Below are 25,286 nucleotides of genomic sequence, written 5' to 3'. Positions count from 1 at the left end.
CTATCCCGCATCATCAAAAGCCCGGCATCGACAGCCGATCGATCTGTTGAATCCATTGTTGAACCCGTCGAAGTGCATCCTCGCACCTCAACCGGCGCAGCGATCCGACGACTTGCATACACGACTGATGATCAACGCCGGTCGGTGAAGCGGCCGTACAAGACACGGCCAATCTCACCTCGTGTGACGTTCGAACACGTTCCCGCTCCAGCGAAATAAGGTTCAACAGATGGTTGTCAGCAAGGACCTGCCGTGCGTAGATATCCACCAGTGTCGGAACAGAAACATGCCGACAGCTTTTCAGACCAGTCGCCCCAATGATCGACGACGAAGTCGTCGAATCAATCCCGCTCCCGTGCGCTGCGCCCACCCAACATGCGCCGATAACCGGCAACATCCACACAGCCGCACGAAAGGGTCGAATACGATCGATTTTCATACCGTGACTCCTGCCGGAGACGTTCGCCCGATATCCGCTGACATGGGTTTGCGATCACGCTTACCCTTCCGGCGTGCTTGGAAGAGCTCCATTCGCAGTTCGGGATCGCCGTCAGCCTCCAGGCTCGCCTCCTCCCAGATGGCGACGTTCTCGAGGTTCGCCGACAGCACGGACAGTTCGTCGGAGAAACCGCGCAGATCGAGCGTCGCGAACGCCGACTGGTTGCCCTGCTTGATCAGGAAGGTATGCGAGCCCTTCGTGCAGATACGCTTGAATTCGGTGAATTCACGGTCGGTCATAAGTTCACCGTAGCTCGCACGCGTCGCGCTCGGGTTCGGCAGGAAGATTTTCGTCGCCGTGAGCTGCATGATGGCGCCGCAAATCGGGCTCTTGAGCACTTCGTCAGGCGTCTGCGATACGAGAATCACGAACTCGTCGGCGCGCCGGCCGACGCGCAGGCTGCGCTCGATCATCTTCTGGGTCGTCGGGTACGACAGCGGCAACCAAAACTCCTCGATGATCGTCGCAAGCAAGCCGCCGCGCACCTGCATCAGGCTCTTCAAATACAGCAGGAACGCAAGCACCGGCTCGGTCGGGGCGTAATCCTTCCTCAGGAAGTCCGTGACGTCGAACCCGATCCGATGGAACTGCGCCATGTCGATCTCAGTGTCCGACGCGTTGTCGAGTGCCCAGGCAAAGCGCCCGCCTTCCGATTCGCACCAGATACCGAGCCGACGACGCAGACAACCCTCGCCCATGTCCGGAATGCTTTCGAGCAGGCGCGAGAAGCGGCGATCGCGAACGTTCGTGAGCGAATAGACTGCGTCGACGCCCAGCTTGATCGCGCGGGTGTCCTCGACACTCAGCCGACCGTGTTCGTCGCGACCGCACGCGCCAACCAGGTCGTACAGGAATTCGAGGTTGCGTGCCGTCTTCGGCAACGCGAACGGGGCAAGGCCAGTACGCTCGCCCGCACGCAGCGGGAAATAAACACCACCGAGCTCCTCGATAAAGATCTGCATGCTGCGATCCATGTCGAGGGCAAACATCTTCGTGTTGAAGCGCTCCAGGAAGCCAACCAGCATCTCCTGCAGCGTGGTCTTGCCTTCCCCGGTGTCGCCAATTGCCACCGTGTGGCCAGCGATCTTTTCGCCGGTGTTGTTCTCGTCGTTTTTCGTGACGTGGAAGTTGAAGCTATACAGCCCCTTCGATTCGGTCTGCAGCGGAATCACGGCCGTTCCGTCGCCGATCGGATTGCCGCGCGCCTTGCCCGTCGAATAGTTGTGCAGGCTGAACGTCGATGCGAGATTGCGTGTCGATTTCGGCATCGGCCGCGGCTTGTGCTTCGCGCCCGGCAGCTGGCTCATGAACGTAATCGGCGCCGACAGCGTCGCCTTGATCCAACGCAGGCCACACTCGTTCAACGACTTGCTGGACGCGAACGCGCCGTTGTCGATTGCCTTCTTGGCGGTGTCCCCATACACGACGAGTGCTGCATGGTATTCACCAAACGCAAGATCGCGCCCGGCGATCAACGCCTGCGCATGCTCCAGCTCCTCACGCTGGTGCACTGCCTTGTCCTCCACCGAACTGAGTTTGTTCGCCTGGTCGGCAATTTTTGACAGCGCTTCGTAGTTCCCCATCCCGATAAACGAGATCGTGAGCGTGAATTCAACCGGAAGCGTCAACATCGGGTTCAGATGGCCCCATCCCATCTGCGGCAGATCCTTCAGGTCGTAGCACATGCAATATCGCGTCTTGTGCGCGGCCCGAATCTCCAGCACGTCGTAGTGGAAGTGGTGCATCGCCGACGGGATGATTTCGCGTCCTGTCGACGCCGTCACCGGAATCGGCTCCTCGACACCGTTCATCAGTTCGGCAAAGAACGCGAGCGGTTCGCTGAACATAACGCCGTGCCGCTCGACCACGCGCAGGAAGGTCGGATCGTAGATCGCCAACGCCTTGTCGATCGTCTCGGCCATCTCGTGCATTTCCGGGATCAGCTCGTGCAGGTCTTCGCCCTTCAGGATGAAGGTGATATAGAACGCGTTCTCGAAATAGTTGCCGTTCTGAAATCGCTTCAGATATTTGTCGGAGAGGCGCTGCATGAAGCGCGACGTGAATCCGTATTCGTCGTCGAACGTCACGCGTCGGCGCGTGAACGTGCACCACATGCCCAGACGATTTCCCTTGTCCATCACCAGCGCCGCCAGAAAGCGGTTCAGCGCTTCGAAATGCGATTCGATCTCGGCGGTCGGCACCGACTCGAACGGGATACCCGGCAGGCGCACGACGATCGCCGCGCGATCGTCTTCGTAGCTCGTGACAATCTCCGAGATCGGCCGGCCGATCTTCGGCATCAGATCCTCGATAGCCGGCTGATTTTTCATCAGTTCGCTCGTCAGCACGATTCCCCCTCTGGTCTTATGCTCAAGCCGCCCCAATTCATCGACGTTTTCATCACAGCACACCCTCCGCTTCCGTCGCCAGACGTTCTTCCTCGAGCTCGGCCTTGAAGCGCGCGATGAATCGCTCTTGCAACTCAAGCGAAAGCGGTCGCGCTAGCTGCTCGCGGATCTGCCGGTACGAACGCCCGTAACGCATCGGCGCGAGCGTGTACGTCTTGCCAAACAGCGACGCATTCTTGCGACGTAGCACACACATGAGTTCGAACCACGTGATCCGCAGTGCCTGGTCATCAGTCGCGCAGACGTGCTTGAAATACATGATGATCGGCACGCCCGGCAGACCGAGCACGAATCCGCCCGGCCCCATGAAGGCCGCGCCCGCGAGCGAAAAGAACATGCTCGCGACGAACACGGCCAGTCCGGGCAGCAGCGGGATACCCCACTGCATCGCGGTCCGGTTCAACCCCGCGTAAGACGGATACAAGGTCTTCTCGGTGCTCATCGCCGATCAGCTCCCACCGGCCGAGAAGAGCCAACCAGCCAGCACCACGGCTCCGCCGCAGACAAACACCTTGACACACGACATCCCGAAATCGTGCACCCAGTCGCCGCCTGCTTTAAACGCTGCGATCCCTTCCTTGATCAGGTAGAGGGCAGCGACGATCGCAGCGCACGCGTACAACCAGATCTGCAAGGTCGACAGCCCCTGCTTCCCCGTGTCGAGGCCACCCGCCTGGGCGCTGACAGCAACGCCGGTCAAAGCGATCGCAACCAGCGTTTCGCGCACGCACCGCTGGTCGAGCGGCGCAAACAATTTCTTCAGATAGTTCATTCCCGGTTCTCCTTTGTCGCTCCAAAATCCCCAAATACATCCCAACCTGAACCTTTCGAAGGTGCGCCGGCTGCCGCATCGCCCTTCGTCACACGCTTTACGCGCCGCGCGGGCGCCCCGTCCGGTACAACCGCGATCGCCGGCACCGCAGCGGCCGGCGCATCGGCCGACGTTGCCGTGTTACCCGATGTAGGTTCCCGCGTCAGCTTCCCGGCGTCGCTCTGCTGCGTCTGCGGCGACGCCTGCGCGACCACGCGCTGCACGTAGCTCGTGCCATCCTTCTCGATCTTGAATCCGCGCTGAATGTTGCCGCTGTAGTAGCAGGACAACGCGTGGCGCAACGCCCGTTGCCCGGGACCTGCCGCGATCGACGCGCGCCGGTAACAGTCGGCCAGGATCTCGCTGCCTGCACGCAGGTTTGCGCATGGATCGAATGCAGCGCCGCCAACCAGCCCATAGCGAGCAAAGTTCGCGCGATTCACCTGCGCCAGGCCGACGCTGTAATTCCAGCCAGCTCGCTCGAGTGCTGCGGCCGTCGCTTCGGCTTCGGCCTGCGTGCGCGGCTGGCGCACGAGACGTCCGCCAACCACACCGATCGCAAACGGATTCGCGCCGGATTCGTTGCGTACGACAGCTGAGAGCGTCACCGGGTGAACGGCTGGCGCACACGTCGACGCGAGTACAGGAAGATCGATCGCAATCATCGTCAGTGCCTCCCACCGCCGCCAAAAAATCCCTGGTCGTTGCGTTGCTGGTATTCCTTCAGGAACTCGGCACCGGCCTTTGTCGGGTCATACGCCGGATACGGCGTCGGGCCCACGTAGTTTTCCGTGATGGTGTGCGGGCCGCCCTGGATGTTCCCGATCAGCCCACCGCCATTTACGCCCCACCACACTCGCGTATGCAGCTGGCCGTTGATCATCACGTTGATCGCACCAGAAGCCTTACATACGAGTTCGCTCTGCTCGTGGCCCCCCCAACCCACCAGATCCTTTCGGCAATAGCCACCGCTTGCCCACGTATTCGACGCCGACGACCCTTTGCCATAGCTTTCGAGTGTTCCCGGTTCAAACGCGTCGACGAGTTCCGCCGGCAGGCTCGCGAGTGACGCCACCAGGTCGCAGGTCGGAAACGGGTTGCCATGGCGCAGTGCGTCCCACAGCTTCTCGATCGGCGGCACGCACTCTTTCTCCGATTCCGGCCCGCGCGGATCCGACAGGCAAATCAACACCTGACACCCCCAGCCATCTGCGAGCGCCACGCGCGCTGGCACCAGCGTGACGACCGCGATCGCAGCAAGCAGGACCACACGCTTCAGTCGAAATTTCTTCATGTCCGCGCTCCGGCGTCCGAGGCATCAGGCCATGCATGGAAGAAACCTCGCGCCGATGCCGGCACCTGCATGAGCGGCACCACATGACGGCGAGTCGAGATCATGTCCCGGTACAGTTCCTCGAGCTGCTTGCGCTGATGCTCATGCAGGTCGAAGGCGTGACCGGCTGTGCTGACCTCGAGCGGGCGTCGACGCAGCCGATTGATCGCAGCTTCGACTTGCAGCAGCGTAATCGGGGTATCGGCCGATGCTTCTTTGGCATGAGCCGGAGCTCGTGCCTGATCGGATCGAGAGGGCCGTGGCATCACATCGCTCCTTATTGCGCGCCGGTAGTGAACGACCAGGACGTCGAGATCGGCGAGCCGTCGCGTGCGCCGGCAAACGTCACCGTGTACTTCGTATTGGCCTTCAGCTGCGCAAGCGGCAGCAGAAAAGCAACGCCGGGCGAAAGTCCATTGTTCGGGTCAGCCGTAACAGAAGCGGTCGACCCCGCCACCGCGCCTTGCGGAACGAGGATGCGAGCAGACACTGCTGCGCCGGTGTTGTCGACAAGCTGGAAGTTCGAAACCGTCAGCGTGTTCCCGGCGGCCGCGTTCACGCGGACCATGATGGGTCGGCCAGGCGCCCCCAGATCCGGTGCCGGATTCGGGACTTCCCCAAGCGTCAGTGCCGTCGCCACACCGGCCTCGTCAATGTACGGCGCGTGAACGATCAGGTTCGTCGCGAATTGCTGTCCACCGCTCGAAGGAATCGAGTTCGTTTGCGTCGGCACACTGAGATTCGGTGCGGCCGGAACACCCGTCGTCGTCCCCATGTCGAGAACGCAAAATGACCACATCGCCGGTTGCTGCCCGGCCGGCGGCGTCGTTACCGTCGTAGCGACACCGACACCCATGCTTTCCGAGTTTGCGGTCACGCCTTGCAGGTGATAGACGCTGTTAAGCCAGGTATTCGCGCAATCTGCGCCAGTCGTTTGCACGACCGGCCCATAGCCGCTGAAGGCCACTTCGCCGACCCATTCAGTCGACGGCGCGCCGGCCACCTGCGCACGCTGAACCGGCGACGCACCGGTATAGCCCGGAAGCGACGCGTTTTCGTCGTGACCCAGCGCAGAAATCGCGCGGCTCGGAACGTTTTGCAAACCATAGTTGGCGTGAGCGATCGCCGCCTTATCCAGATCCGCGTCCTGTTTCATCAAGCCAACACCCAATGCCTGACGATAGGCGTTCAACTTCGAAAAAATCGTCGCGCTGGGCGAATCGCTGGCATACGTCGGGGCAGGCACGCTGGTTTGAGGCGGCACGGACGTCGAGCTTCCAGGTGTCGGCGGCACTGCCGGCGTCGACGGTTGCGTGGCTCCTGCGTTCGAACCATTGCTTCCACCGTCACCACCACCGCCCCCGCATGCGGACAACGCAATGGCTACAGCAACAGAGATCACGGCCAGCTTGATGACGTTCTTTTCGGTATTCATGAATGCCCCTCGGATAAATGTTTTACACAACGATTAAGATGCTCTGCCTTGCCTTAAACGCGTCGAGCGCGCTGCACTTCCCATTCGCTTAATGCCCCCCACTACACGGGCCGGACCAGCTCTCGGGTGTTTTCCCGCCACACCGTGCAAAACCTATCGCCTCGTGGACGCCGATGACAGCCCCTGTATTCGGATCGGCTTCGCAGACAGCAGCCACAAAGTTCTGCACTTCCATACCGGAACCCGAGTCGAGCCCATAATCGAGACGTGCCCCCTTCACCACGACGAACTGTCCGTTCGTCGTGAACGAGAACAGATTCCCGTTTTGCTTCGGCGGCGCATACACGCCGTTCCATGTGATTTTCCAATCGCTGTAGTTATTGGCAGTCCAGTAATGCCAGCGAAGGGTGTTGTTTGCCTCGAGCACCGGTGCGTCCGTCGCAGCGTTCGCATCAGTGATGCCGTACCCACCTTGCCGCTGCGCGATGGCTTGCGCGCATTGGGCGATCGGATCGACAGCAGGCGGCGGAACAGACTGGCAACCGGGCTGCGTCCATTGCGACCCCGTCCAGGTCGGCGCTGCCGTCTGCAACATGCCAGCCGGACAGCTCGGCGGCGCCTGATAGCTGCACTGCGGCTGACTCCAGTGCGAACCCTGCCAAACCGCACTCCCCGTTGTGACCCATCCAGGTCCCTGCGCACATTGCGGCGCAGGGATCGGATCGTGATAGATCGGTGTCAGGCACGTGTTGTCCTGGTAGCCGGGCGAGCAGGTTACGGGCGTAGCACGAGCGTTTTGAATCGACAGCGTCGCTGCGATCGAGATCGTGAACAGCGCGAGCAACGGCCATCCGAACCGCCCAAATCCGCGATTCACTTCGCGGCAAGCTGCGTTGCTGTTGTTGCGTGACATGGTTCAATTCCTCGATCGTCAGTACGCGCAGTACGTTGCGGCAATCCCCTGCGCTCCGGGAATCCCATTTCCGACACCATCAGTCAGGTGAACCTGCCACCCATTGCCTGTCCACGTCGCAGGTCCTGCATTCACGACGCTGGTCTCATTCACCCTGAAGTTTTGCGGGGTGACTTGAATCTGCATTGATCCGCCGTTCGGACACGTCGGTTGGGGCACCCACGTGGCATCCCACACCGTGTAATACCCATACCGCAGCCAGCGGCCGCCGATCGGCATCCACGTTCCGAACTGGCAAGAGAGAATCTGCCCCGACCCATCGCTATTCGCGGCGATCGCTCCGTTCGGAGAGCACGCTGTCGACGCGACGGCGATATTTCCGGCCTGCAACGTGCCCTGCACGCCCAGCGACCCTTTACCGTTGGCGCCACTGACCATCAAGTGGTTGTCGCCGTCATTCATCAGGCGCATGTTGAAATCCTGCGCACCCTTACCGCCGTAATGGAAATCGACATAGGGCACCTGACCTGGATGGGTGCCGCTCATGTCACCCAGCTCGAGCGAACCGCCTTGGTCCCCGTTCATCCCTGCGCCATTTGCGAGCCGAAATGTGTTTGCGTTGACGACGTCGGCACCATTGATGCTGTGCTGCGCTCCGGTCGTATCTGTCATGCTCAGGTCCGTCTGCATCGCATTGAGATCCGGCCGACCCGGCTTCATGTCGACCCGATACAGGTAGCCGTTGTCGCTCGGCGCATCGCCCACTCCGACCATCATCGCGAGATGGCCACTGCCCGGATTCGCGTACCCCGTGAGCGACTGGCGGAATGACCCGCCTGCGCCGATCGCAACGGTTGGCTGCATCGTCGCGTCGCCGGCCTGATTCGCGTACGGCACAAAGCCACCGAGATTGCCGCGACCGCTCGATTGCGACGCGAGCGGCACCAGCTTCTGCGGCGGGATCGCCGTGCCACCCGTCGTGAACAGCATCGTCTGCAGCTTGCCCGGTTGCGGCTGCAGCACCTGCGCCGCCCACTGCTGTCGAAACACGTTCGCCGTGCTCATGCCGGACGGCAGATAGCCGCCAGCCTGCAGGTCGGAAACCGTCACGTTGGCCGGCTGCGTCGGCGTCGCGACCGCAGCCAAGTCCGCACCGTGATCCTTCACGTAGCGGCCCAGCGCCGCACCCATGACCTGCGCCTGGTTCGCCGCGCCGGCGACCTGAATTGAATCCGCAGACCGCTGCAGCCACGCGAACAGCACCGAAGCCATCATGAGCCACATCAACGTACCGGCCAGACTGCCGAGCATTTCGCCCATCGCTTACTCCTGTTGCCCGCCGCGCGCGCGAAGCGCGGCGTAGCACTCGAATGCACCGTAGATCAGCCATCCAATCACCTCGAACAGCTGAACCGCACCAAACACGGCCACCATCGCCAGGCCGAGCGCAGCGGCGATGCGCGACCCGACCGCATCGGCGGGCATCTTCAGAATCTCCGCTATCGCCGGTTCAAACGCCCATTGATAGACGAAGATCATCACGATCACGCCAACCACCAGCCGCGCAATGACCATGACAACCTGTTCGACCCGCGTCGGTACCGGTTCGGCAGACTCCCTATCCAGATTCCCGGTCACGGCGTCACCCTCCCTTGATAGAGCAGCGTGCCGGCCACGAACGTCGTCGGTACGTTGATCGTCTGCCCACCGATCAGCGCCTTCGCTGTACCGCTCGCCGGCACCGCATACCAGAACGCCGGATTGTTGAGGCGCTCCATTAGCACGCCCGCCGCACCCGGCAACGTCGGTACGCCCGCGAACACCAACCGCCCCGCACCGTCCGCGCGCGTCACGCAGTTCGCGCCAGGCAGCGCGGTCAATCCGGACGGCCATGTCACGACCAGCGCGTCGCTCACCAAACCAGGCTGCGCCTGCGCGCTTGCTACACACGCTGCCGCAAATACTTCTGCCTGCAGCGCACGCGTCTCGGCCCTGCTGTCCGCGCGCGCGTCCGCTCCGGCAACACGCCCGACCGCGCGCTGCTCGCCTGCGATCAGGCTCAACGCCAACATCAACACCACGAGCGGGAGCAGCGCGTAGCCCATTTAGAACTCCACATCCAGCGATGCGTTATTCAACAGGCGCGTATGCCGATCAATCTCCGTTGACAGCTGACGGAAATCCGTTCCGTGCAGTTGCGATCGAATGCCCTTTTCGTTGCGCGACCCTGCCACGATCAGCGGCGTCACATGCAACTTCCGCTGCATTGCGCCGTCGCGCTCCGTCAAAAGCAGGCTCTGGTGAATCACCGCGCCAATCCCTTGCGCAAACAAACCCGCATCTGCGCCGGCGTCGCGCACCATGCTCGCGAGACGCTGCAGCCCGGTAATCTGATCGGCAGCGTGATACGTCGCAATCACCAGCACGCCGGACGCCGCCGCGAGCAATGCCTGTACAACGGCATCGGCCGTACGTAGCTCGCCAACCATGATCAAGTTCGGCGCGCCACGCTGACGCCTACGGATTTCCGGACCGAACTCAGTGTCCTCATCCACTTCCTTCTGATACAGCGTGCCGGTTGCGTCTTCACCGCGGTACACGCCCTCGATTTCCACTTCGATCGGGTTCTCGATCGTGTAGCCCACCCCGCCGTACCGTTTCATCCATTCGACGGTCAGCGACGTCGCACCAACCGTCTTGCCACTCGACGTACCGCCCGAGATCAGGACGACACGACCGCGCATCGAGGGCGACAACAACGCGCGTTCAATTCGATCACCGTAGCCAAGCGTGTCGAACGCGAGTGCAGCCGGCGCATGGCGGCGCAGCACGTACAGCGGTCCTGCGATCGTCTCGAACCGCGCGCCTCGCATCGACAGCCCGTCCCACTTCAGACGGAAATCGTTCTTCGTGACCGTCGTCTCGATGTGCTGTTTCAGCACTGCGATCGCATCGCGTTGCTCGAAGCCGATTTCATGCCGAACCGGGTCATTTGCGTAGGTCTTGAACCACGCGCTGTCGCCCGCTTCGAGATACAGGTCCGAAAAACTCAGCGCCGCGAGCGAGCCGTCTCCAGCCCCTTCGGTCCACTCGCGCGGCTCAGCTTTCCCAAACGCATATTCATTCGACAGCATCGTTACTCTCCTATGACATCTATCGACAGGCCTTGCGCCGCTCGCACCGCGCAAGGCCGCCGTGCTTCCATCAGCTGAACGTGATCTGGATCGTGGTGTTGTTGCTGCACACCTGAGCAGCATTAACGCCATCCGGCAAAGCATTTCGTGTAAACGTCGTCCCGCCGATCACGAGCGTGTCGTAGTCGCGCAACGTCGTCACCAGTTGCGAGCAGTCCTTCTGATTGTTGATGCCTGCCAAGGTGATCACGCCTTGACCGTTGTTGTTCGTAGGTGCCAGCGTGATGGCGCCGGCCCATTTGTTAACCAGGTTCCCGTTGCGTACCATCCCAGGCGGCACGATGCTGTTCTGAATCAGGTACGCGGCATTCCCCGTAGTGAAATTCGCGTATCCATTGGGCGTTTCGCCCAGCTGCTGCCTTGCCGCCCCTTGCAGCAACGTGATGTCGCTCACCTGCGACGAAACCTTGTTGCCACCCGACGCGGCATAGATCACGCCAGCGGCGGCCGCCATACTCAACAGCACCAACAGCTTGCCGTACCAGGTTGCCAGTAAGTCACCCATGTCCTTTCTCCTACGCTACGCTTGCGATACCCAAAATTGATGACCGCCGTGCCTACATTCCGATCGAGCCGGCCATGTTCCCGATCAAACCGTTACTGGCGAGCTGCACAAGGCCGATCACCACGAAAATCACGAACAAACAAATTCCACCGATCGTCTTCGAGATCCGGCGCATGCGCTTTTCCAGGACCTCAGCATGCGTATGCGCGAGGCTCTCCAATGCGTCGGCGCCACCTTCCGCGCCGTCCAGCGTCGCGATCCGCTCGATCAAATCGAGGGATGGAAAGCCGAGTCCCGAGCGCCGCAGGGAATCGCCCAACGGATGCCCTTCGACCAGCGCCCGGTACACCGGCCGCAGCCGTGATGCAAGCCAGGGCGACGCACGACGAATCTGCTGCGCGATCGCATCGGCCTGCGGCACGCCACCCTTGACCTGCGTGACCAAATTCAGCAACCACCGCGTGCCCTCGAACTCGCGGTACACCGTAAAAACAAAGTACGCTTCCTCGACCCAAACACGCATGCGTGCAATCCAGCGTGGCAACGCCTGGACGGTCGCCGTGGCGAACACCGTCGCCAGCACTGCCGCGATCACCGGCGCGTAGCCTTGTCCGAGATCACCAAACCAGCCGAGCAAGGCCGTCCATCCCGTCCACTTCTCTCGCGGCAAAATCAGTTCGATCGACGGCATCACTTGCTCACCGACGACATAGAAAAATCCGTACATACAAACCATGTACACAATCGGATCGATGATGCTCGACCACGCGACCGACTGAATTCGGAGAATCCGCGCGCGCGTGTCGATGATTTGCTGCATGGCCTTCGGGAGGCCGCCCGCGCTCGACCGCTCACCGATCTCCAATACGCTGCGCTCCATATCAGGCAAACCATGGCCCAGCGCCTGCGCGAACGACGCCCCGTCCTCGAGCGCCAGATACACGCGGTGGATCTGCTGGGCCGCTGCCCGCTTCTTGCGACGCAAAAGGCTCTGGCGAATCAACATCAGCACCTGTGTGGGCGTCCGTCCTTGTGGCAGCAACTGGATCGCGTCCTCATAAATCCGAAGCCGCAGCGCCCACGACAGTGCCTTTTCACGCTGACGGCGGCGGTTGAACAACGAGCCGAACAACGGCAGCGAAAATCCGTTCACGGTGCAAGCTCCTCGAAGGTCGGCAGGCGTTCGTCGTTTCGGGCATCAACGCTAAGCTGAGACTGCGCCGCATTCGGATCGACGCGACCGGCCAGCACGTTCGCGACCGCATACGCCAGCATCGAGTAATCCGTATCCGGTCGAGCGCGGTGCCGGCGCTTCACCTCATCGAGCGGCAACGTCCGCAGGTCCGACATCAACGCGACATCCGTTTCGATGATTTCAGCGGCGACCACCCGCCCGACTGTCCCCAGTCCATCGCAGTGCTCGCAACCGGGCCCGCGCACATGGACGTTCAGCGTGTCGCCCCAGGTATTGAGCGCGCGCAGCACTTCGTCGGGCACGGCATCGTCCGCGGCGTCGACGAGCGGCACGCGGCAGTGTTCGCACAGCCGCGGCAGCAGCCGCATGCCGATCACGGCGATCACCTTCTCCGGGTTGCACGTATTGCGGCGCGACAACCGTTCCGGGTCCATGTCCTCGAGGCGCTCGAAGAAGTAGTACGGGTCGATGACGTGCAGCGTGGTCAGCACAAGACGGCCTGTCAGCGCTGCCTCAAGTGCCGTATGTGCTTCCTCCGGCGCACGCAGCTCGCTAACCAGCAGCATGTTCGGATCCATGCGCAGCGTCTCGCGCAGCAGATCCATGAAGGAGTGCACCCCAACGACCAACTGAACGTCCCATTCCTTCTCGAACTCGGGCGGATCTTCCATCGCGATCTGACGACGTTCCGGAAAGCGCTGGGCGATATAGCGCTCCATATGGAAAATCGCCTGCGTCTTGCCGCTACCCACCGGCCCCGTCAATCCCACCAGTCCGTTAGGGCGGTGCGAGATGCGCCGCATCCGTTCGACCTGCGCGGGCGCGAACCCTTTCCACGCGGGATCGTTCTCCGGTTGTTCGGGACGAGTCGGCGCTCTGAGCCGCAACTCCCGGATCGCATCCCGACGCGACTTGTTCGGCACCGCGTCCGGACGACGTTGCAACCGGGCCACGAGGAATCCGCCGCCGTGTGTAATCGGCACGGACGGCCCGCGAATAATCCGAACTGTCGACAGCGCCGTACCCACGAGCGTCTCACCATCGATCTGTGCGTCCTGGAAGTCCAGCGGCTTCAGCTCGGGCGGCTTGTTCGTCGCGAGCCCCTGATAAATCGCGCCGATCAGCCGCCGACCTTCGTCAGCGTGCATCGAGAACGCGTCTGACGTGTGCAGATCGCCGTGGATCCGCACCTGCACGTCCGTATGCCGACGACGCACCAAAATATGTATGTCGCTGGCGCCAGCGGCTGCGGCCAGTGACAACAGCAACAGCGCCCTAGCCTGCGTGGCCTGCATCGGATCGTCGCGCCGCGCAATCGCATGCTGACCACGCAGCCGCTCAAGTGCATCGACCGTGACCGAGTCGACGGCGTAACCGATCTTCAGCTCATCGAGGCGCTTCAACCACGTCCTCACGGCCGCCGAACTCTTGACGCGATGGTCGATGTAGATCATCGCCTTGACGTCAGCATCACCTGCGTTGTCCGACATCGCAACAACGACACTCGACTGCAGATGCTCCGGCACGTCGATTCGATCGGGGCGCGCGCCGATCACCGGCACCATGCTTACTGGAGACGACGCAGAGGCGTCAGGCGCAACCAGCGCCATCGCATCCGAAACGATCAGCGTCCGCGGCGACTTCATGCCTTCGCTCCCGCCGGTACCGGCAATGGTCGCGCGACTGCGGGAGCGGCCGGCAACTTCGTCCACGCATACAGCGTGCCCTGTGCACTCCACTCGCCCTTGATAACGTCGTACACGACCGCGGCAAGCCGCAAGCCGGGTGTCGCATCGAGATCTGCGCTGTATCGCATCCAAGGCGGTGCCACGAAAGTAAAAGCGACACCACGTGTTTGCCACGGCAGCACATCGACGTCGCGCGTGTTGCCATTCGCGTCGGGCTTCGGCGGCGGATCCAGCGTGAGCGGGACGGCACGCGTTTGCGAAAACGTCAGAATCGTGCGGCGTGCGAGATCGGCAAGTACGGCTGGCGCCGACGACGGCGACCAGGTCATCGCTTGCGTCAGCGACTCCTGCGAATGATCGGGATCCGTCAGCACACCTGGCGCGTCAAGTGCAGTACCGCCAGCACGCGTCCAGCTCACCGTCAGCGCGAGCATCTCGCCCTGCTGCTCGCAGCGCCAGTTCGCGATCGTCCACCCGTCGCGTGCGAGTGCTTGAGCATGCCACGCGCTCGCGCAGGCACTCAGCAGTGCCGAAGGCGCCGGCAGCTTCGTCCACGGCGGAATCGCCGCGTCGGCCTCGCGCTTCGCACGTCGGGCGTCTGCTTGCCGCTGCAATTCGGCGAGACGCTGCTCCTCCTGTTGATGCGCCAACCACAAAGCGCCCCCGACGCCAACCACTGCGATTGCCAACACCGCAGATAGCACCCAGACGATCTGCGGCACCGATGCCTGCAGGTCGCGTAATCCGCGCTCAGGCGTCGCGAGCCCGACGATTTCCGCGAGGTGCGCGACCGTCCCATCGTGTTCGTGCCAGCTTTCTTGCGCCCGCAGCGCATCGCGCGCGGCGATTACATCGCCGCGATCGCCGAAATGATCGCCACCAGGAACGATTTCGCCGTCGCGAACGGCAATCAACCAGTAGGCGTCGTCGGTCAGCTTGAACACACCCATCCACGGCGACGGATACTGCTCGGCCGCAAGGCTTGCGAGTGCCCGGATGCGGCCCACTCCCTTTGTGCCTGGCGGCAGTTCGCCGTAGCCGGCCTGGTAGACGCCGGTCGCCGTGTGACGCACGACGCCAAAGCGGCCGAGCCGTCGAGCGCGTTCACGCAGCGCGGCAGGTTTCGGTTTGACAGGCTCGTGCTCCCATGTGAGGCCGAGCGCGTAGCGCGCGGTCGATTCGGGGAGCGTCACGATCGTGAGCATGGTCAGAACCTCACCCACCGCACACGGCCACCGCGCGCCAGCTGAACGCCGTTGCCCTCGATGCGTGCAACTTTCCAGCCATCATCGAGCGTGTCGCCGACTCGCACATCACGCGCAACACCACTGATCACCAGCGTCGCCATCGAGCGGCCGTCATACGAACCCGTGCCGGCCAACGTCATGTCGCTGATTGCCGACGTCCGAATGCCGATCGGCGGCGTACCAGGAATGGGCGAGGCCGTGGCCGGTAGCGGGTTGTTCAGCGCGAGAGGCATGCCGCTCGACGCCGGATTTTTCGCCTTGTCGATCGCCGCCTCGACCTCGGCGATCTCTTTTTTGACGCGCAGCACTGAAAGGCGCGACTGGAGCGCAGCGAGCTCGTCGCTGTCGGTCGTGCTCGCCACGGCTGCAGGTGCCGATGCAGGAATTGCGACAGCTACAGTGCTGCTGGCTTGCGACGCCGGTGCCGCGCCCGCGGGAACTGGGAGCGCCGGCGCACCGTTCGCGCGCGGATGGACTGCGAGCAGCAACGCGAACGCAAGCAGTGAGCCCGCCAGCACGGGCACGCGCACGGGTGACGGATGGGTACGCAGTCGGATATTCATTCGAGGCCTCACAGCAGTCGCGCGGTGATCACGATCGCCAGCAGCGTGCGCTGCTGGCGCGCGTCGACGCCGCCGCCCAGGATGGGATTGAAGGGCGAACCCACGCCGTTGTCCTGCGTGCTGTTGTCCGAACGCTGCATGCCAACCAGCACGAGCGATTCGCCGGGTTTCAGCGGCACGATCTGCTGCAGGTCGTAATTCTTCAGATGGGGCATCTGCAAGCACGACTGCGTGCTGTTCGAATTGCAGCCGGCCGGCAACGACACCATCTCGATCAAGCGACTCAACGTGAGCGAAAAATCCATCACGATCGTGCCGTTGACGAGTTTGGGCAGAAACTGACCGGTAAACCCGACCGGCTGGAACTGGCCAGTCGCGGACGACGATGACCCGACGTTTGCGGCGAGCGTGCTTTGCGTCTGCGGCAGATACGGGATCTGCTCGCCGTCCTGCAGCGTGACCTTCTTGCCGTTTTGCGTGACGCCCGCGTTCGACAGCAGCGTGGTGACGTTACCGAGACTCGACAGCGCCTTGACTGCCCCCTTGGTGCCCGAGAACGGGCCAGACAGGATGTTTGCGCCGAAGCTCATGCCCGAGCCGCCACCGCTGATCGCGGGGACCGCCGCGCCGGTGATACCGACCGACGTGTGGCCGGTCGCGCTCTTGTAGCCGAGCGCGAGATCCAGGCCATAGTTCTCGTCATGGTCCGTCTGAACCGAATACAGGTGGATGTCCACCGCGATCGTCTTGCTGTACATCGCGGTCAGCGATTTCATCCAGCCGTCGACCGCGTCGCATTGCGCGGGCGTGCCCGTCACGACCAGCACCCCGAGGTCGGGATCCGCCGTCACCGTCGCGCCGCTACCGGCGATCGCCGAGGCAGTCGTCTGCAATTGCTTCCACGGTGCGATCGTGACTTTCAGCGTAGAGAGCTGCGAATTCCCGCCAGACGTACCGCCCGAATTACCGCTTCCGCTCGATCCGCTCGCGCCGTTCGACGAATTCGAGCTGGTCGTGATCGAGCTTTCCATTCCCGACGTTTCCGAGAGTGCCGGCAACGGGAACACGCGAGTTTCGCGCTTGAAGAATGTGATCACGCCATCGCGATAGCGATGCCAGACACCGAAGCGAGCCTGCTGCTGATCGAGGAACCCCTTGAACGTGCCCTTGTAGGTCAGCACGCGCGCCGAGTCGAGGTTAACCGCGCCCACTGCTGTCGGCAGGATCGGTTGGCCAGCGGGGATGCCAGGCACGCCCGGCGGCAGCGGCGACGACATCGCACCGCCAGTCGGCGCCGAAAACGACGTTGGCACCGACGCCGAGCTGGTGGCAGACGAATCGATCTCGGTGCGCACGCCCGTCGTGCGCGTGATCCACTGAGCAACCTCCGCAAGCGAACCGGCCGGATACGTATAGGACACCGCCTTGTCGTAAATTGCCGGCTGCGGCTTTCCTGCTACGATCTGTTCACCCATCAGCCACGCGCGCTTATGCATCTTGACGACGGGGCGACTCGTCGGCGCTTGAGCGATCTGAGCACGAGCCTGATCGGTCACTGCTTGCTGTTCGTTACGAATGTCGCGAATCGCGCATGCGGTCAGCGTCAAGGCCAGTGCCGGCGCCAAGGCGAATGCGGGATGCAGGAAGGAAGCTCGCATTTAGTCGTTCCCCGCTTCGTGGACCACGAATGTCCGGTTATCCAAATAGCCATCGCCTCGAACGTCAGCGCCATTGGCTGCCAAGTCCTCGAGGACCTTCGTCGCGGCCTCCGGAAAATCACCGGCGTAATCCGCGTCGTTCGGCACGATCCAGTCAGGGCCCACGTTCCAGGACAGCGACCACCCGTCCGATTTCGCCCACTCACGCAGTTGAGATTCGAGCGACACTCCGCCGGTCAGGTGGTGGAGCGGCTTGGGCGGCGCATCGACGACTGGCGCCTCCACAACCGTTTCGGACGGCGACAGCGAAGCGGCTGGCGCGACATTGCTCGCCGCGTTCTGCGCGATAAGCGTGGCAGGCGAACCAGACGACAGCGGCGGAACCGCAGCAACCGTCAATGAGGGACTGGCCGACGCCGCGGGTGCCGGTGGGTTGTAGCGCGGCAGGTACGGTGCGAGATGTATTGCCGGCGAGTTCGACGTTGCCAGTTGGTCACCCGCGATCGCCGTCGCACTCGTCGCGAGTGCGGCACCGATCACGAGCATGCCTCGCAACGTGCCATTAATGTGCGCGTGCATCGCTCGCCCCCTTCGGCACCTGGGCCAGATTCGTCGACGCGGCTCCGAACAGCGGCTTGCCGTTCAGATCGTTCGCGTCTGTGACGATCCAGGTCTTGCCGTCAGCCACCTGCAAAATCGTGAGTGGATAGCCCGCATCGGAAACGGCGGCCAAGATCGACTTCATCGCGGCTGCCAGATCACCCGCGACATGACTGTCGGCGGTCACCGGCACCTGCAGCGACGTCATCCAGCGCATCGTCACGCCAGTCATACTGGCCCAGCGGGCGAGCGAAACAGACAACGTCTTGTCGTCCGAGCGCAGATCGAAGCCCGGCGCGTTCGGAGCGATGGCGGCAGCAAGCGCGGTAGAAGTCGGCGCGCGCGGCTGCGTTGTGGCCGGCGGAAGCGTGCACACTCGTTGATAGCGCCCGGTGGTCTGACGCGCAACCGGCGCCCAATCTGCCGAACCATCAACTCCAGCAGCACAGCCGGACAGGACAATCATGGCGAACGCGGCAACACCGCCAGCGAACGGCATGCGCGAAAATCGTGGCCGTTTCATCGAATCTCCGGGATATCGGTAACGACTGGCGATCGCAACCTTCAGAAAGCGCAAGTAGCGCGCGGTGTAGAAAACGCCTGACGCAAAACCACCGCGTCCGGCAAAGCCGCCGCCATGCCCTAAAGTGAGGGGAGTCGGGATAGCGCGGCACGAGGTACGGTAATTACGCCGGCTGGCGCCTGCCAAATGCGTCGTGGCATCGCGCGACGCGCCCATGTGTTTAGCAATACTAATAAACACACAATGACCGGCCGACGTGAGTGATTTCATCGGATGTCCCTATTCCGCCCCGGCTACCGCCAAGCGGCTCGTTTCATAGACCGCTGCCATCGCTTCCGGTATCGAAACAGGAACGACCGGCTGCGTTGCCGTCACGCCAGGTGTGATTCGGAAGAGTTCGCGATAGACGCGTCGGGCGTACTGGACGCGCTTGTGCGGCGACGCCGCGTTGTATGCACCAACAGCGTTCCAGGTCAGCCCGAGGCGGGAGATGTTTTGCGAGAGGATCCACGCGCCAACGTAAGCGTTCGTGCACGCGTCGAGCAACGCCGTACGATCGATGCCGTAGCGAGCGAGCGTCGGCAGCCAACTAGAGTTGATCTGCATGAGCCCGATATCTTCGGACCCGTTGCGATTAACGTTGCGCGCGGACGGATTGAAACCCGACTCGACAGAGGCAATCGCTCTGACAAGATGCGGGTTCAGATGCTGGTAAGCAGCAGCGGCGTCAATACAATCGGCGCGCGCCGTTACTATCAGTAACGAATTCAGGGCAAACACGCAGCCCCAAAGGATGGCAGCACGCGACCGATCACGTACAATACCGAAAGCCATGGTTATTCCTCATCTCGGCAAGCTCTATCAAAGCCCCGTGGTTGGATCGCAACTAACCTGGTTAGGTCGGTAACGGTGTTGACGCACCCTTACCGACCGTTACTACTCTGCCTCCAGCGCTACTTCCCCTCTTCTCCCTGGTGTCCGCCGTCCTGAGCCGATTCGGCCTCAGCTGCAAACTTCACCTTTATTTCGGACAACTTGGGACAGGCTTCTTTTAAAACTCCCATCACTCGGTCAAAGTCACGCCATGTGCGTTGCTTACCGCGTTGCCCCTGAAGGGTGAACAGTTTCTCTTGCTCGAAGAGGAAGACCTGCACTATCCACAGCGGCCGGCCCTCTTCAACGATTTCAACAACCCAGATTTCACATTTCTCCCCTGTGCGGTATGCGAAAGCCAGTTCTTGCAGTGATATGCCTGGCATCCTTCCCCTCTTCCTTCTGAGGTGTAAAAGGGAAAGTATCGCCATGACTCCGCTAGAAGATCGCCACTCGTTGTAAAGTATACAAACTTGCAGGAAAGTTTATAACTTTTATCCTACTCGCATTCATCTGACATAGCAACAACGATTCGACCTTCAAGCAACAAAACTCCGTGCGCCGCCTGTATCTTGAGCATGTTGAGATGTGTCACCCCGACCACCAAGTCAGTTGCGACAACGATCTACAATCTTGATTACAGATCGCTCAACAATAGTCATAAAAATACCTCATAAAAGGTTGCTGATCAACCATAATTGGGGTATTTCGATGGGCTATCTTACGCCGATGGATAATTCTAATCAGGGCCAGGGCCGGACTCCCTTCGGAGAACGCCTTCTCGCTGCACGGCGGAGAAAGGGCTTTTCGCAGAAGCAGGTCGAGGCACGTGTCGGCATCTCGCAAAGCAACCTGGGAGCCTTGGAGACAAAGGGCACCGGCTCGGCCTTCACTGTCGCGCTTGCGTTGCTCTACGGAGTTAGCCCCGTATGGCTTGCGATGGGCAAGGGCTCCATGGAAGGGACGTCCCCTATACCCGACTGGCTTGCCGAGCTCAATGAGCGCGAGCTTGACGCAGTACGACACTTTGCTGCTGGCTTGGTCGCAGCGCGCCAGATCCATGGGGGGAAATCACGCACCACGCACGTTAAGCCTCTGCCGCCGCCATCCCCTGACGCGCCCGCTGACCAAACCGACTGAAGTAGATTCCGATTACCGAAAGCCCGTTCGGTCATCCATGGCGAACCCGCCACTGATCGCATCGTGCAACTCATACGCATCTTGGACTGCACGAGCAGCGAGCCGCTGTGCCTGCAATACAATCCGTGGATCAATTGCGCCTCCCTCCATTGAGGCCAGCAACATTGACGCACCGTTTGTCAAAGCAGCCCAGTCCACAATCCGGGCTGTTAAAGCGCGCAAGTAAGCACCGTTGGCCACTGCGGCTTCATGACCAGCATCTCCGGCCACGTCCGTCCCAGTTTCTTCGATAAGTTCTGCGCCCGAGCATAGAATTAACTCCGGCTCGCCGCTTTGCAGCGACGGAACAAATCGATTTCGAAACAAGAACGGCCGCGCCCCGCCAACCGTGTTGATCATTCGACGAACATCGTGGATGCTGCCCTGCTCAAAGAAGCGGGATATGTTGGTCCGCGACTCATGAGCGGCGGACGCAGACATGAAGAGATCGTGCGCGCTCTCGCCCATCACGTCCTCCTCTCGATACCCCGTGTACTCCTCTGCCCGCCGGTTAAATCGCTGAATCATGCCGCTCTTGTCCAACACGACCACAATCGCATTGGTCTCTGATACCAGCCCCTCCGAAAAGGCCATTGCGCGCATCGTGATATTTGCGACCGACTCGGGATCCCATAGCGAAGCGGCGACCCCCGCCCATTCACCAGTGTGGATTTTTTTCCCGATGAGGTATAAGTCGACGTGCTCACCATAGATCTGAACGTTCAGCGTCACCATCGAGGTTGCGCCCGTCAAGCCGCGAATCCGCTCGGCTTCGCGACCAATCACCTGGATAGGGATCGTCGGACCGAACTCGTCACCGGCCGCGGACAGCGTCAACACACGATCATGATTGGAATATCGCCAAATTGGCGTTGGGGTCCCAAAGTGATTCTTGAGCCCCGCAAATATGGTCTTCTCACTCATTGCACACCCACAGCTTGTCACCACCTACATTGCCAGACCGAGATCACCCCTAGCTTGCGCGACGTACCGGGAACCTCACGACGTTACTGGCCTCTCGCTCTTCCCATGCAGAGATCATCGATCCATTCGGGACAAGGCCCGGGTCAACAGAAGCGACCCCTCGCCAGATTCGATCAGTAATCCTCTTCCCCACCAGGTAGAACACCAGCGGTTCCCCTGAGATCGTGATCCTGCATGATGTTTTCGTAACTTCACCGCCGAAGGCGCGCACCTGCGCAGCTTGCTCGCGATCAAGCTCTGCGGCAATACTCGTCACACGAGGATTACCACCGAGACCAATGATGTTACTGTCGTCAGTTAACGTCCAGACAGGGCACGCTGTCCCCGTACGCAACAAAAAGAAGTCCTCAACCCCGAAGCCAGTCATCTAACACCTTTATTGATTAATTATTCAAACTTGATAAGACGCTCACCCCGCACACCTTAGCCGCATAACATGCAAATCGCATAACGGCGCAAAGGTACGCGAACTTTAGGCCGGACGCTGCATTGCTCCGAATAAGTCGTCGTTCGTTGACGCCTGGCACGCGCCGAATCCGCCCCATCGTGCCGAGCCACGCCAATCTTAGCCGACCGCGAGCGGCCTTATCGGACCACATCAGCTGTCGGCACAATTTGGCGGCGGATTTGCGCGCACATGCCCGCCGTCATACACTGTATATTTATACAGGTGTTTTGGCCGGCACACGACGACAAACGTCGATCGGTAGCCGTCAACGACTAGCACAACGGAGCGGCTTACTCGATGACTTCACGGACCCACAAAGACGGCGACGTCTTGCTCGACGACGGCACTTACTTCATCGAAAGCGATGCAGCCGCCGGCCAGGACGGCAGGACCGGTCGCCTGATGCGTCGGTGCGATCGCGCATCGCCCGACGCTAGCGCAGTTGAATGTGTCGGCATCTACGAATTGACGATGGGCGGCAAATGGCGTGTGACCATAACGTCATACTATGACGCTCGGACTGATTCGGAAACGCACGAGATCGGCGCCTTCGAGAACAGACTGGACGCAATCTGCACGCTCTGGAAAAGTCGGCACGATGCAATCGGTAGGTATGCAAACTGAACTGGCCAGCCGACAAACGCCGATTGCTCTCAAGCACTTCCTACCTCTCCGTGATCCAGCATGCAGAACTACAGTCGCCCGGAACGCACGCCGCTTACGGCTGCTGAATTACGGCAGATCTATGATGAGAACCCCACACCAGCGGTCCGCACGCTGCTGTGGGAAATCCATCGATTACGCCTTACTCTGATACACGTGAACGATGTGCGGCGCTGTTTTCGCAGTCAGCCAACGAGTGTTCCCACGCCGCTTTGGGATCTGTTCCTCAAGCGCCTAAACGCAGAGCCTTGCCTGCGTGACGGTAACGGATCGTCTCGTAGAAATTATTCCTAGGTATCGGCCAATCACAGCGCACCATTCAATTTCTCGCATGCGAGAAACGAAGCGAACGCTTCGCGACTACACTAGCCCTCTTTCTGCGAAAAATACTTGATCCGCTCTTGCTCGACCTCGACCATGAACTTCTCGAGCAAGTCTTGCGGGGCACATACTGTCGCCCTAACCCACTTTGGGGGAAACATTGACGACTGTAGATATTCGGCGAAAAAGCGGTTCCGAATAGCCAGCACTTGCTGTCGCTTCATTCCGTGCCGCTCTCCGACCTCGGACAGTCCTCGGCCCTCCACCAAAACCTCACGCGCGACCTGTAGGCTGCGCTCCTTCATCCGAGTTTGATCCGCCACTCTTATAAAATCCTCTTCGGGTAAGCGGTACATATCGGCCAACGGTTGCATGTAGATCCCTTATGCAATATCTACGATCTACCTGCCGATCGTAGATATTAGGTTTATTTGGATGCGGCCAATTTCGTCAGCGCGTGATGCGTGCGATCAAGCTCAGCCCGCGCCTGGAAGATACTTTTCTCGACATCAGGGGGCATCACGCCAAAAACATCGCGTCGCTCCTGGAATACTTTCGCCAACACGCCAATTTGATCGCGCAATGCCTGCACCTGCGACACCGCATCAGCCACGATCACAACAGCATCTGTTGCCGCTTTAGGCTTCTTCGCCTTCTCTTTCGCGTCATCGGCACTCGAGGATTCTCGCATGCGAGAATTAACCTCGCTTCCCGCCTTCGTGCTTGGCTTCGCGTCTTTCAGCTTGCCTCGAATCGCTTTCCGCACATTCGCGCCCGAATCGGTTTTCGCCTGTTCAACCACCGCTTGTGCGGCTGCCGGGTCGACCTTTTCAAGGCGATGCAGGTCATTGATCGTGGTGATGTCGGCAGTGACCCCCTCTGCGACAGCTTGGCTCGCATGCCCACCCGCCTCCACGACCTCAAGAAACTTGATGCGCTCGGCTACCCAGTTCAGCCCCTTGTTCCACTCCGCCGCAACTTTCTCTAGCGTGCCAAGTCGGGCTTTATCATCTCGCAGTGCAACAGCTATTTCGAGTTGGGTCAGATTCTCGCGCTGGATGTTCTCCGCGCGCTGCACTCGGCGCGCCTGCTCATCATCCATGTCCCGCACGACGGCCTTGAGCTTGATGCCTGCGATCTTGCACCCGCGCCAACGTCGCTCACCCGCCACCATGAGGTAGCGCCCGGCCTGCTTGGGGTTCTTACGCAGCACCGCCGGCTCATGCTGACCATCACGCTTCATGTCATTGCCAAGTTCAGTCAACGACTCCACCGTGAAGCCCGGATTGTCCATACTGCGGATCTGCTTCTCGCAATCGACCAACTCCGGATCGACCTCTTCGATCCGCTCGCCTGGCAAAGCGGCCGCAGCGCCCTGCTTCTGAATGTCTGATAACTTACTGATCTTGTTTCCGAATGCGCTCACGACATTCCCCTTAATTCAATCCAAGGCGCGACAGTACTGCGTCGCATGCTTGCCGCATTTCCTTCCCCGCGGCACGTTGGTTCCCGCTACGAGCCTGATGCCATACCGCACGCCCCTGCGCCAGCGCAGTAGCAACGCACGCGCGAGCAATAATCGCTTCATCAAAGATAAGATCGCCGTATGCCTCGCGTAGCTCCGGTAACGCCTCTACTTCATTCACCGACTTGCTGTTGACCATGTTTGGCAGAAAGCCGAGGTGGCGTAGTTCCGGGTTGTACTGCGCCTTTACGCCGGCGATCGTGGCTTGCAGCTTCGGCATGCGCGCGAATGAAAATGGCGAAATGTTGAACGGCGATACGATCGCATCCGACGCTGCAAGTGCGCCAAGCATGCGGCGCTGCAAATTCGGAGGAGTATCGATAATGCACAGATCGTAGTCGGCGGCCAGCTTTGCGAGTGATGCGCGCGGCTGCTCGATAACTTCGAGCGGCATGTCATCTACGTCCAGAACGTCAACATCGGCCTCGATCAGAGCGATCCGCTCGTGCACTTGCCTCGGACGGCGACCGTCGATCGCGCCAGTGAAAAGATGGCTCGCTTTCAAATAGTCGGTGTCGTCACCTTCCTCTATCTCCGCGAACACTTCGGAAATGTCGCCCTCATCGATGTCTATCAGCAGAACGCGATAGCCAAGTTCGGCCGCGCGAAATGCCAGATGGACACTGAACGTGCTTTTACCGACACCGCCTTTCTGATTGCCAACGGTCACGGTCTGCATGAGAGCTTGCACCAGCTTCTTGATTGCGTGATTTGCTCGCAT

At 60.9% G+C, this 25,286-nt stretch carries 30 protein-coding genes; 2 read left to right on the top strand and 28 right to left on the bottom strand.

The genetic code is table 11. The annotated features are described in order from the left end of the window. Positions 1 to 13: 13 nt before the first annotated feature. The 23 genes from AC5LXK_RS37310 to AC5LXK_RS37200 form a co-directional block, all read right to left on the bottom strand. Positions 14 to 439, bottom strand: coding sequence for a hypothetical protein (locus AC5LXK_RS37310; RefSeq protein ID WP_137910202.1), 426 nt, complete (start codon positions 437 to 439; stop codon positions 14 to 16). Next, positions 436 to 2,847: a VirB4 family type IV secretion/conjugal transfer ATPase gene (locus AC5LXK_RS37305; protein WP_226230403.1), complete on the bottom strand. Its 2,412-nt coding sequence runs from the start codon at positions 2,845 to 2,847 to the stop codon at positions 436 to 438. Before AC5LXK_RS37305 ends, AC5LXK_RS37310 begins: the two co-directional genes overlap by 4 nt. Before the next feature lie 52 nt (positions 2,848 to 2,899). After that, a complete protein-coding gene (locus tag AC5LXK_RS37300; RefSeq protein WP_122174146.1) occupies positions 2,900 to 3,349 on the bottom strand; it encodes a VirB3 family type IV secretion system protein in 450 nt (149 codons plus the stop codon). A 6-nt stretch (positions 3,350 to 3,355) separates the two neighbouring features. Beyond that, positions 3,356 to 3,679, bottom strand: a complete 324-nt coding sequence (locus tag AC5LXK_RS37295) for a hypothetical protein (protein ID WP_122174144.1) — start codon at positions 3,677 to 3,679, stop codon at positions 3,356 to 3,358. After that, the gene (locus tag AC5LXK_RS37290; protein WP_122174142.1) at positions 3,676 to 4,383 is read right to left on the bottom strand and encodes a lytic transglycosylase domain-containing protein; all 708 of its coding nucleotides are present in this window, start codon (positions 4,381 to 4,383) and stop codon (positions 3,676 to 3,678) included. Before AC5LXK_RS37290 ends, AC5LXK_RS37295 begins: the two co-directional genes overlap by 4 nt. Before the next feature lie 2 nt (positions 4,384 to 4,385). Continuing rightward, positions 4,386 to 5,012, bottom strand: coding sequence for a hypothetical protein (locus AC5LXK_RS37285; RefSeq protein ID WP_137910201.1), 627 nt, complete (start codon positions 5,010 to 5,012; stop codon positions 4,386 to 4,388). Further along, positions 5,009 to 5,317 (bottom strand): DUF3717 domain-containing protein, encoded by a 309-nt coding sequence (locus AC5LXK_RS37280; protein ID WP_137910200.1) that lies wholly within the window; start codon positions 5,315 to 5,317, stop codon positions 5,009 to 5,011. The genes AC5LXK_RS37285 and AC5LXK_RS37280 overlap by 4 nt, the downstream gene beginning before the upstream one ends. Before the next feature lie 11 nt (positions 5,318 to 5,328). After that, on the bottom strand, positions 5,329 to 6,486 hold the full coding sequence (locus AC5LXK_RS37275; RefSeq protein ID WP_122174136.1) for a CAP domain-containing protein: 1,158 nt from the start codon (positions 6,484 to 6,486) through the stop codon (positions 5,329 to 5,331). An 88-nt stretch (positions 6,487 to 6,574) separates the two neighbouring features. Then, positions 6,575 to 7,399, bottom strand: coding sequence for a hypothetical protein (locus AC5LXK_RS37270; RefSeq protein ID WP_137910199.1), 825 nt, complete (start codon positions 7,397 to 7,399; stop codon positions 6,575 to 6,577). A gap of 18 nt (positions 7,400 to 7,417) precedes the next feature. Continuing rightward, the gene (gene pilV / locus AC5LXK_RS37265; protein ID WP_122174134.1) at positions 7,418 to 8,719 is read right to left on the bottom strand and encodes a shufflon system plasmid conjugative transfer pilus tip adhesin PilV; all 1,302 of its coding nucleotides are present in this window, start codon (positions 8,717 to 8,719) and stop codon (positions 7,418 to 7,420) included. Positions 8,720 to 8,722: 3 nt separating this feature from the next. After that, complete coding sequence (locus AC5LXK_RS37260) at positions 8,723 to 9,037, bottom strand: hypothetical protein (RefSeq protein WP_137910198.1); 315 nt, start codon at positions 9,035 to 9,037, stop codon at positions 8,723 to 8,725. Next, the gene (locus AC5LXK_RS37255) at positions 9,034 to 9,504 is read right to left on the bottom strand and encodes a hypothetical protein (RefSeq protein ID WP_122174130.1); all 471 of its coding nucleotides are present in this window, start codon (positions 9,502 to 9,504) and stop codon (positions 9,034 to 9,036) included. The genes AC5LXK_RS37260 and AC5LXK_RS37255 overlap by 4 nt, the downstream gene beginning before the upstream one ends. Then, positions 9,505 to 10,533, bottom strand: coding sequence for an ATPase, T2SS/T4P/T4SS family (locus tag AC5LXK_RS37250; RefSeq protein WP_163013132.1), 1,029 nt, complete (start codon positions 10,531 to 10,533; stop codon positions 9,505 to 9,507). It abuts the gene before it with no gap. Positions 10,534 to 10,603: 70 nt separating this feature from the next. Further along, positions 10,604 to 11,098, bottom strand: a complete 495-nt coding sequence (locus tag AC5LXK_RS37245) for a type 4 pilus major pilin (protein WP_122174156.1) — start codon at positions 11,096 to 11,098, stop codon at positions 10,604 to 10,606. Between the two features lie 52 nt (positions 11,099 to 11,150). After that, entirely contained in the window at positions 11,151 to 12,251 is a 1,101-nt protein-coding gene (locus AC5LXK_RS37240; protein ID WP_122174125.1) for a type II secretion system F family protein, read from the bottom strand. Next, positions 12,248 to 14,005: an ATPase, T2SS/T4P/T4SS family gene (locus tag AC5LXK_RS37235; protein ID WP_137910197.1), complete on the bottom strand. Its 1,758-nt coding sequence runs from the start codon at positions 14,003 to 14,005 to the stop codon at positions 12,248 to 12,250. The genes AC5LXK_RS37240 and AC5LXK_RS37235 overlap by 4 nt, the downstream gene beginning before the upstream one ends. Continuing rightward, positions 13,936 to 15,186 (bottom strand): type 4b pilus protein PilO2, encoded by a 1,251-nt coding sequence (gene pilO2 / locus AC5LXK_RS37230; RefSeq protein ID WP_122174121.1) that lies wholly within the window; start codon positions 15,184 to 15,186, stop codon positions 13,936 to 13,938. Before pilO2 ends, AC5LXK_RS37235 begins: the two co-directional genes overlap by 70 nt. Positions 15,187 to 15,188: 2 nt before the next feature. Then, positions 15,189 to 15,791 carry a type IV pilus biogenesis protein PilP gene (pilP, locus tag AC5LXK_RS37225; protein WP_122174119.1) on the bottom strand — a complete coding sequence of 201 codons (603 nt, stop codon included), beginning with the start codon at positions 15,789 to 15,791 and terminating at the stop codon, positions 15,189 to 15,191. 8 nt (positions 15,792 to 15,799) lie between these two features. Continuing rightward, positions 15,800 to 17,266: a type II secretion system protein GspD gene (locus AC5LXK_RS37220; RefSeq protein ID WP_163013131.1), complete on the bottom strand. Its 1,467-nt coding sequence runs from the start codon at positions 17,264 to 17,266 to the stop codon at positions 15,800 to 15,802. Between the two features lie 183 nt (positions 17,267 to 17,449). Then, positions 17,450 to 18,028, bottom strand: coding sequence for a toxin co-regulated pilus biosynthesis Q family protein (locus tag AC5LXK_RS37215; protein ID WP_137910196.1), 579 nt, complete (start codon positions 18,026 to 18,028; stop codon positions 17,450 to 17,452). Continuing rightward, positions 18,012 to 18,842 carry a TcpQ domain-containing protein gene (locus tag AC5LXK_RS37210; protein WP_122174113.1) on the bottom strand — a complete coding sequence of 277 codons (831 nt, stop codon included), beginning with the start codon at positions 18,840 to 18,842 and terminating at the stop codon, positions 18,012 to 18,014. The genes AC5LXK_RS37215 and AC5LXK_RS37210 overlap by 17 nt, the downstream gene beginning before the upstream one ends. A gap of 9 nt (positions 18,843 to 18,851) precedes the next feature. Continuing rightward, positions 18,852 to 19,406: a lytic transglycosylase domain-containing protein gene (locus AC5LXK_RS37205; RefSeq protein WP_122174110.1), complete on the bottom strand. Its 555-nt coding sequence runs from the start codon at positions 19,404 to 19,406 to the stop codon at positions 18,852 to 18,854. A 119-nt stretch (positions 19,407 to 19,525) separates the two neighbouring features. Next, entirely contained in the window at positions 19,526 to 19,876 is a 351-nt protein-coding gene (locus AC5LXK_RS37200; RefSeq protein ID WP_137962472.1) for a hypothetical protein, read from the bottom strand. 202 nt (positions 19,877 to 20,078) lie between these two features. Between AC5LXK_RS37200 and AC5LXK_RS37195 the strand changes: the two genes are divergently transcribed. Beyond that, on the top strand, positions 20,079 to 20,585 hold the full coding sequence (locus AC5LXK_RS37195) for a helix-turn-helix domain-containing protein (protein WP_224755967.1): 507 nt from the start codon (positions 20,079 to 20,081) through the stop codon (positions 20,583 to 20,585). 12 nt (positions 20,586 to 20,597) lie between these two features. Here the strand turns inward: AC5LXK_RS37195 and AC5LXK_RS37190 are convergent, their stop codons facing one another. After that, complete coding sequence (locus AC5LXK_RS37190) at positions 20,598 to 21,548, bottom strand: PAS domain S-box protein (protein ID WP_122174104.1); 951 nt, start codon at positions 21,546 to 21,548, stop codon at positions 20,598 to 20,600. Positions 21,549 to 21,597: 49 nt separating this feature from the next. Beyond that, a complete protein-coding gene (locus AC5LXK_RS37185) occupies positions 21,598 to 21,975 on the bottom strand; it encodes a hypothetical protein (protein ID WP_487249817.1) in 378 nt (125 codons plus the stop codon). 378 nt (positions 21,976 to 22,353) lie between these two features. On the opposite strand from AC5LXK_RS37185, the gene AC5LXK_RS37180 reads away from it, so the two are divergent. Then, on the top strand, positions 22,354 to 22,680 hold the full coding sequence (locus AC5LXK_RS37180) for a hypothetical protein (protein ID WP_049036298.1): 327 nt from the start codon (positions 22,354 to 22,356) through the stop codon (positions 22,678 to 22,680). A 404-nt stretch (positions 22,681 to 23,084) separates the two neighbouring features. Here AC5LXK_RS37180 and AC5LXK_RS37175 read toward each other — a convergent pair whose 3' ends face one another. The 3 genes from AC5LXK_RS37175 to AC5LXK_RS37165 form a co-directional block, all read right to left on the bottom strand. After that, positions 23,085 to 23,396, bottom strand: coding sequence for a TrfB-related DNA-binding protein (locus tag AC5LXK_RS37175; RefSeq protein WP_049036310.1), 312 nt, complete (start codon positions 23,394 to 23,396; stop codon positions 23,085 to 23,087). A 71-nt stretch (positions 23,397 to 23,467) separates the two neighbouring features. Continuing rightward, positions 23,468 to 24,466, bottom strand: a complete 999-nt coding sequence (locus tag AC5LXK_RS37170; RefSeq protein WP_049036300.1) for a ParB/RepB/Spo0J family partition protein — start codon at positions 24,464 to 24,466, stop codon at positions 23,468 to 23,470. 10 nt (positions 24,467 to 24,476) lie between these two features. Then, positions 24,477 to 25,244: a ParA family protein gene (locus tag AC5LXK_RS37165; RefSeq protein WP_049036311.1), complete on the bottom strand. Its 768-nt coding sequence runs from the start codon at positions 25,242 to 25,244 to the stop codon at positions 24,477 to 24,479. Positions 25,245 to 25,286 lie beyond the last annotated feature (42 nt).

The sequence above is a fragment of the Burkholderia pulmonis genome, from assembly GCF_984667975.1.
The sequence above is the reverse complement of the archived record's forward strand: the minus strand, read 5'-3'. Positions and strand labels throughout refer to the sequence as shown.

Excerpts from the sequence above, each read along its gene's own strand:
- AC5LXK_RS37210 (WP_122174113.1), bottom strand. The coding sequence starts at position 18,842 with ATGAAATCACTCACGTCGGCCGGTCATTGTGTGTTTATTAGTATTGCT.
- pilO2 (WP_122174121.1), bottom strand. The coding sequence starts at position 15,186 with ATGCTCACGATCGTGACGCTCCCCGAATCGACCGCGCGCTACGCGCTC.
- AC5LXK_RS37310 (WP_137910202.1), bottom strand. The coding sequence starts at position 439 with ATGAAAATCGATCGTATTCGACCCTTTCGTGCGGCTGTGTGGATGTTG.
- AC5LXK_RS37295 (WP_122174144.1), bottom strand. The coding sequence starts at position 3,679 with ATGAACTATCTGAAGAAATTGTTTGCGCCGCTCGACCAGCGGTGCGTG.
- AC5LXK_RS37165 (WP_049036311.1), bottom strand. The coding sequence starts at position 25,244 with ATGCAGACCGTGACCGTTGGCAATCAGAAAGGCGGTGTCGGTAAAAGC.
- pilV (WP_122174134.1), bottom strand. The coding sequence starts at position 8,719 with ATGGGCGAAATGCTCGGCAGTCTGGCCGGTACGTTGATGTGGCTCATG.
- AC5LXK_RS37280 (WP_137910200.1), bottom strand. The coding sequence starts at position 5,317 with ATGCCACGGCCCTCTCGATCCGATCAGGCACGAGCTCCGGCTCATGCC.
- AC5LXK_RS37255 (WP_122174130.1), bottom strand. The coding sequence starts at position 9,504 with ATGGGCTACGCGCTGCTCCCGCTCGTGGTGTTGATGTTGGCGTTGAGC.
- AC5LXK_RS37215 (WP_137910196.1), bottom strand. The coding sequence starts at position 18,028 with ATGCACGCGCACATTAATGGCACGTTGCGAGGCATGCTCGTGATCGGT.
- pilP (WP_122174119.1), bottom strand. The coding sequence starts at position 15,791 with ATGAATATCCGACTGCGTACCCATCCGTCACCCGTGCGCGTGCCCGTG.
- AC5LXK_RS37200 (WP_137962472.1), bottom strand. The coding sequence starts at position 19,876 with ATGGCGATACTTTCCCTTTTACACCTCAGAAGGAAGAGGGGAAGGATG.
- AC5LXK_RS37190 (WP_122174104.1), bottom strand. The coding sequence starts at position 21,548 with ATGAGTGAGAAGACCATATTTGCGGGGCTCAAGAATCACTTTGGGACC.
- AC5LXK_RS37285 (WP_137910201.1), bottom strand. The coding sequence starts at position 5,012 with ATGAAGAAATTTCGACTGAAGCGTGTGGTCCTGCTTGCTGCGATCGCG.
- AC5LXK_RS37185 (WP_487249817.1), bottom strand. The coding sequence starts at position 21,975 with ATGACTGGCTTCGGGGTTGAGGACTTCTTTTTGTTGCGTACGGGGACA.
- AC5LXK_RS37270 (WP_137910199.1), bottom strand. The coding sequence starts at position 7,399 with ATGTCACGCAACAACAGCAACGCAGCTTGCCGCGAAGTGAATCGCGGA.
- AC5LXK_RS37220 (WP_163013131.1), bottom strand. The coding sequence starts at position 17,266 with ATGGGTGAACAGATCGTAGCAGGAAAGCCGCAGCCGGCAATTTACGAC.
- AC5LXK_RS37205 (WP_122174110.1), bottom strand. The coding sequence starts at position 19,406 with ATGGCTTTCGGTATTGTACGTGATCGGTCGCGTGCTGCCATCCTTTGG.
- AC5LXK_RS37290 (WP_122174142.1), bottom strand. The coding sequence starts at position 4,383 with ATGATTGCGATCGATCTTCCTGTACTCGCGTCGACGTGTGCGCCAGCC.
- AC5LXK_RS37275 (WP_122174136.1), bottom strand. The coding sequence starts at position 6,486 with ATGAATACCGAAAAGAACGTCATCAAGCTGGCCGTGATCTCTGTTGCT.
- AC5LXK_RS37175 (WP_049036310.1), bottom strand. The coding sequence starts at position 23,396 with ATGTACCGCTTACCCGAAGAGGATTTTATAAGAGTGGCGGATCAAACT.
- AC5LXK_RS37300 (WP_122174146.1), bottom strand. The coding sequence starts at position 3,349 with ATGAGCACCGAGAAGACCTTGTATCCGTCTTACGCGGGGTTGAACCGG.
- AC5LXK_RS37245 (WP_122174156.1), bottom strand. The coding sequence starts at position 11,098 with ATGGGTGACTTACTGGCAACCTGGTACGGCAAGCTGTTGGTGCTGTTG.
- AC5LXK_RS37180 (WP_049036298.1), top strand. The coding sequence starts at position 22,354 with ATGACTTCACGGACCCACAAAGACGGCGACGTCTTGCTCGACGACGGC.
- AC5LXK_RS37250 (WP_163013132.1), bottom strand. The coding sequence starts at position 10,533 with ATGCTGTCGAATGAATATGCGTTTGGGAAAGCTGAGCCGCGCGAGTGG.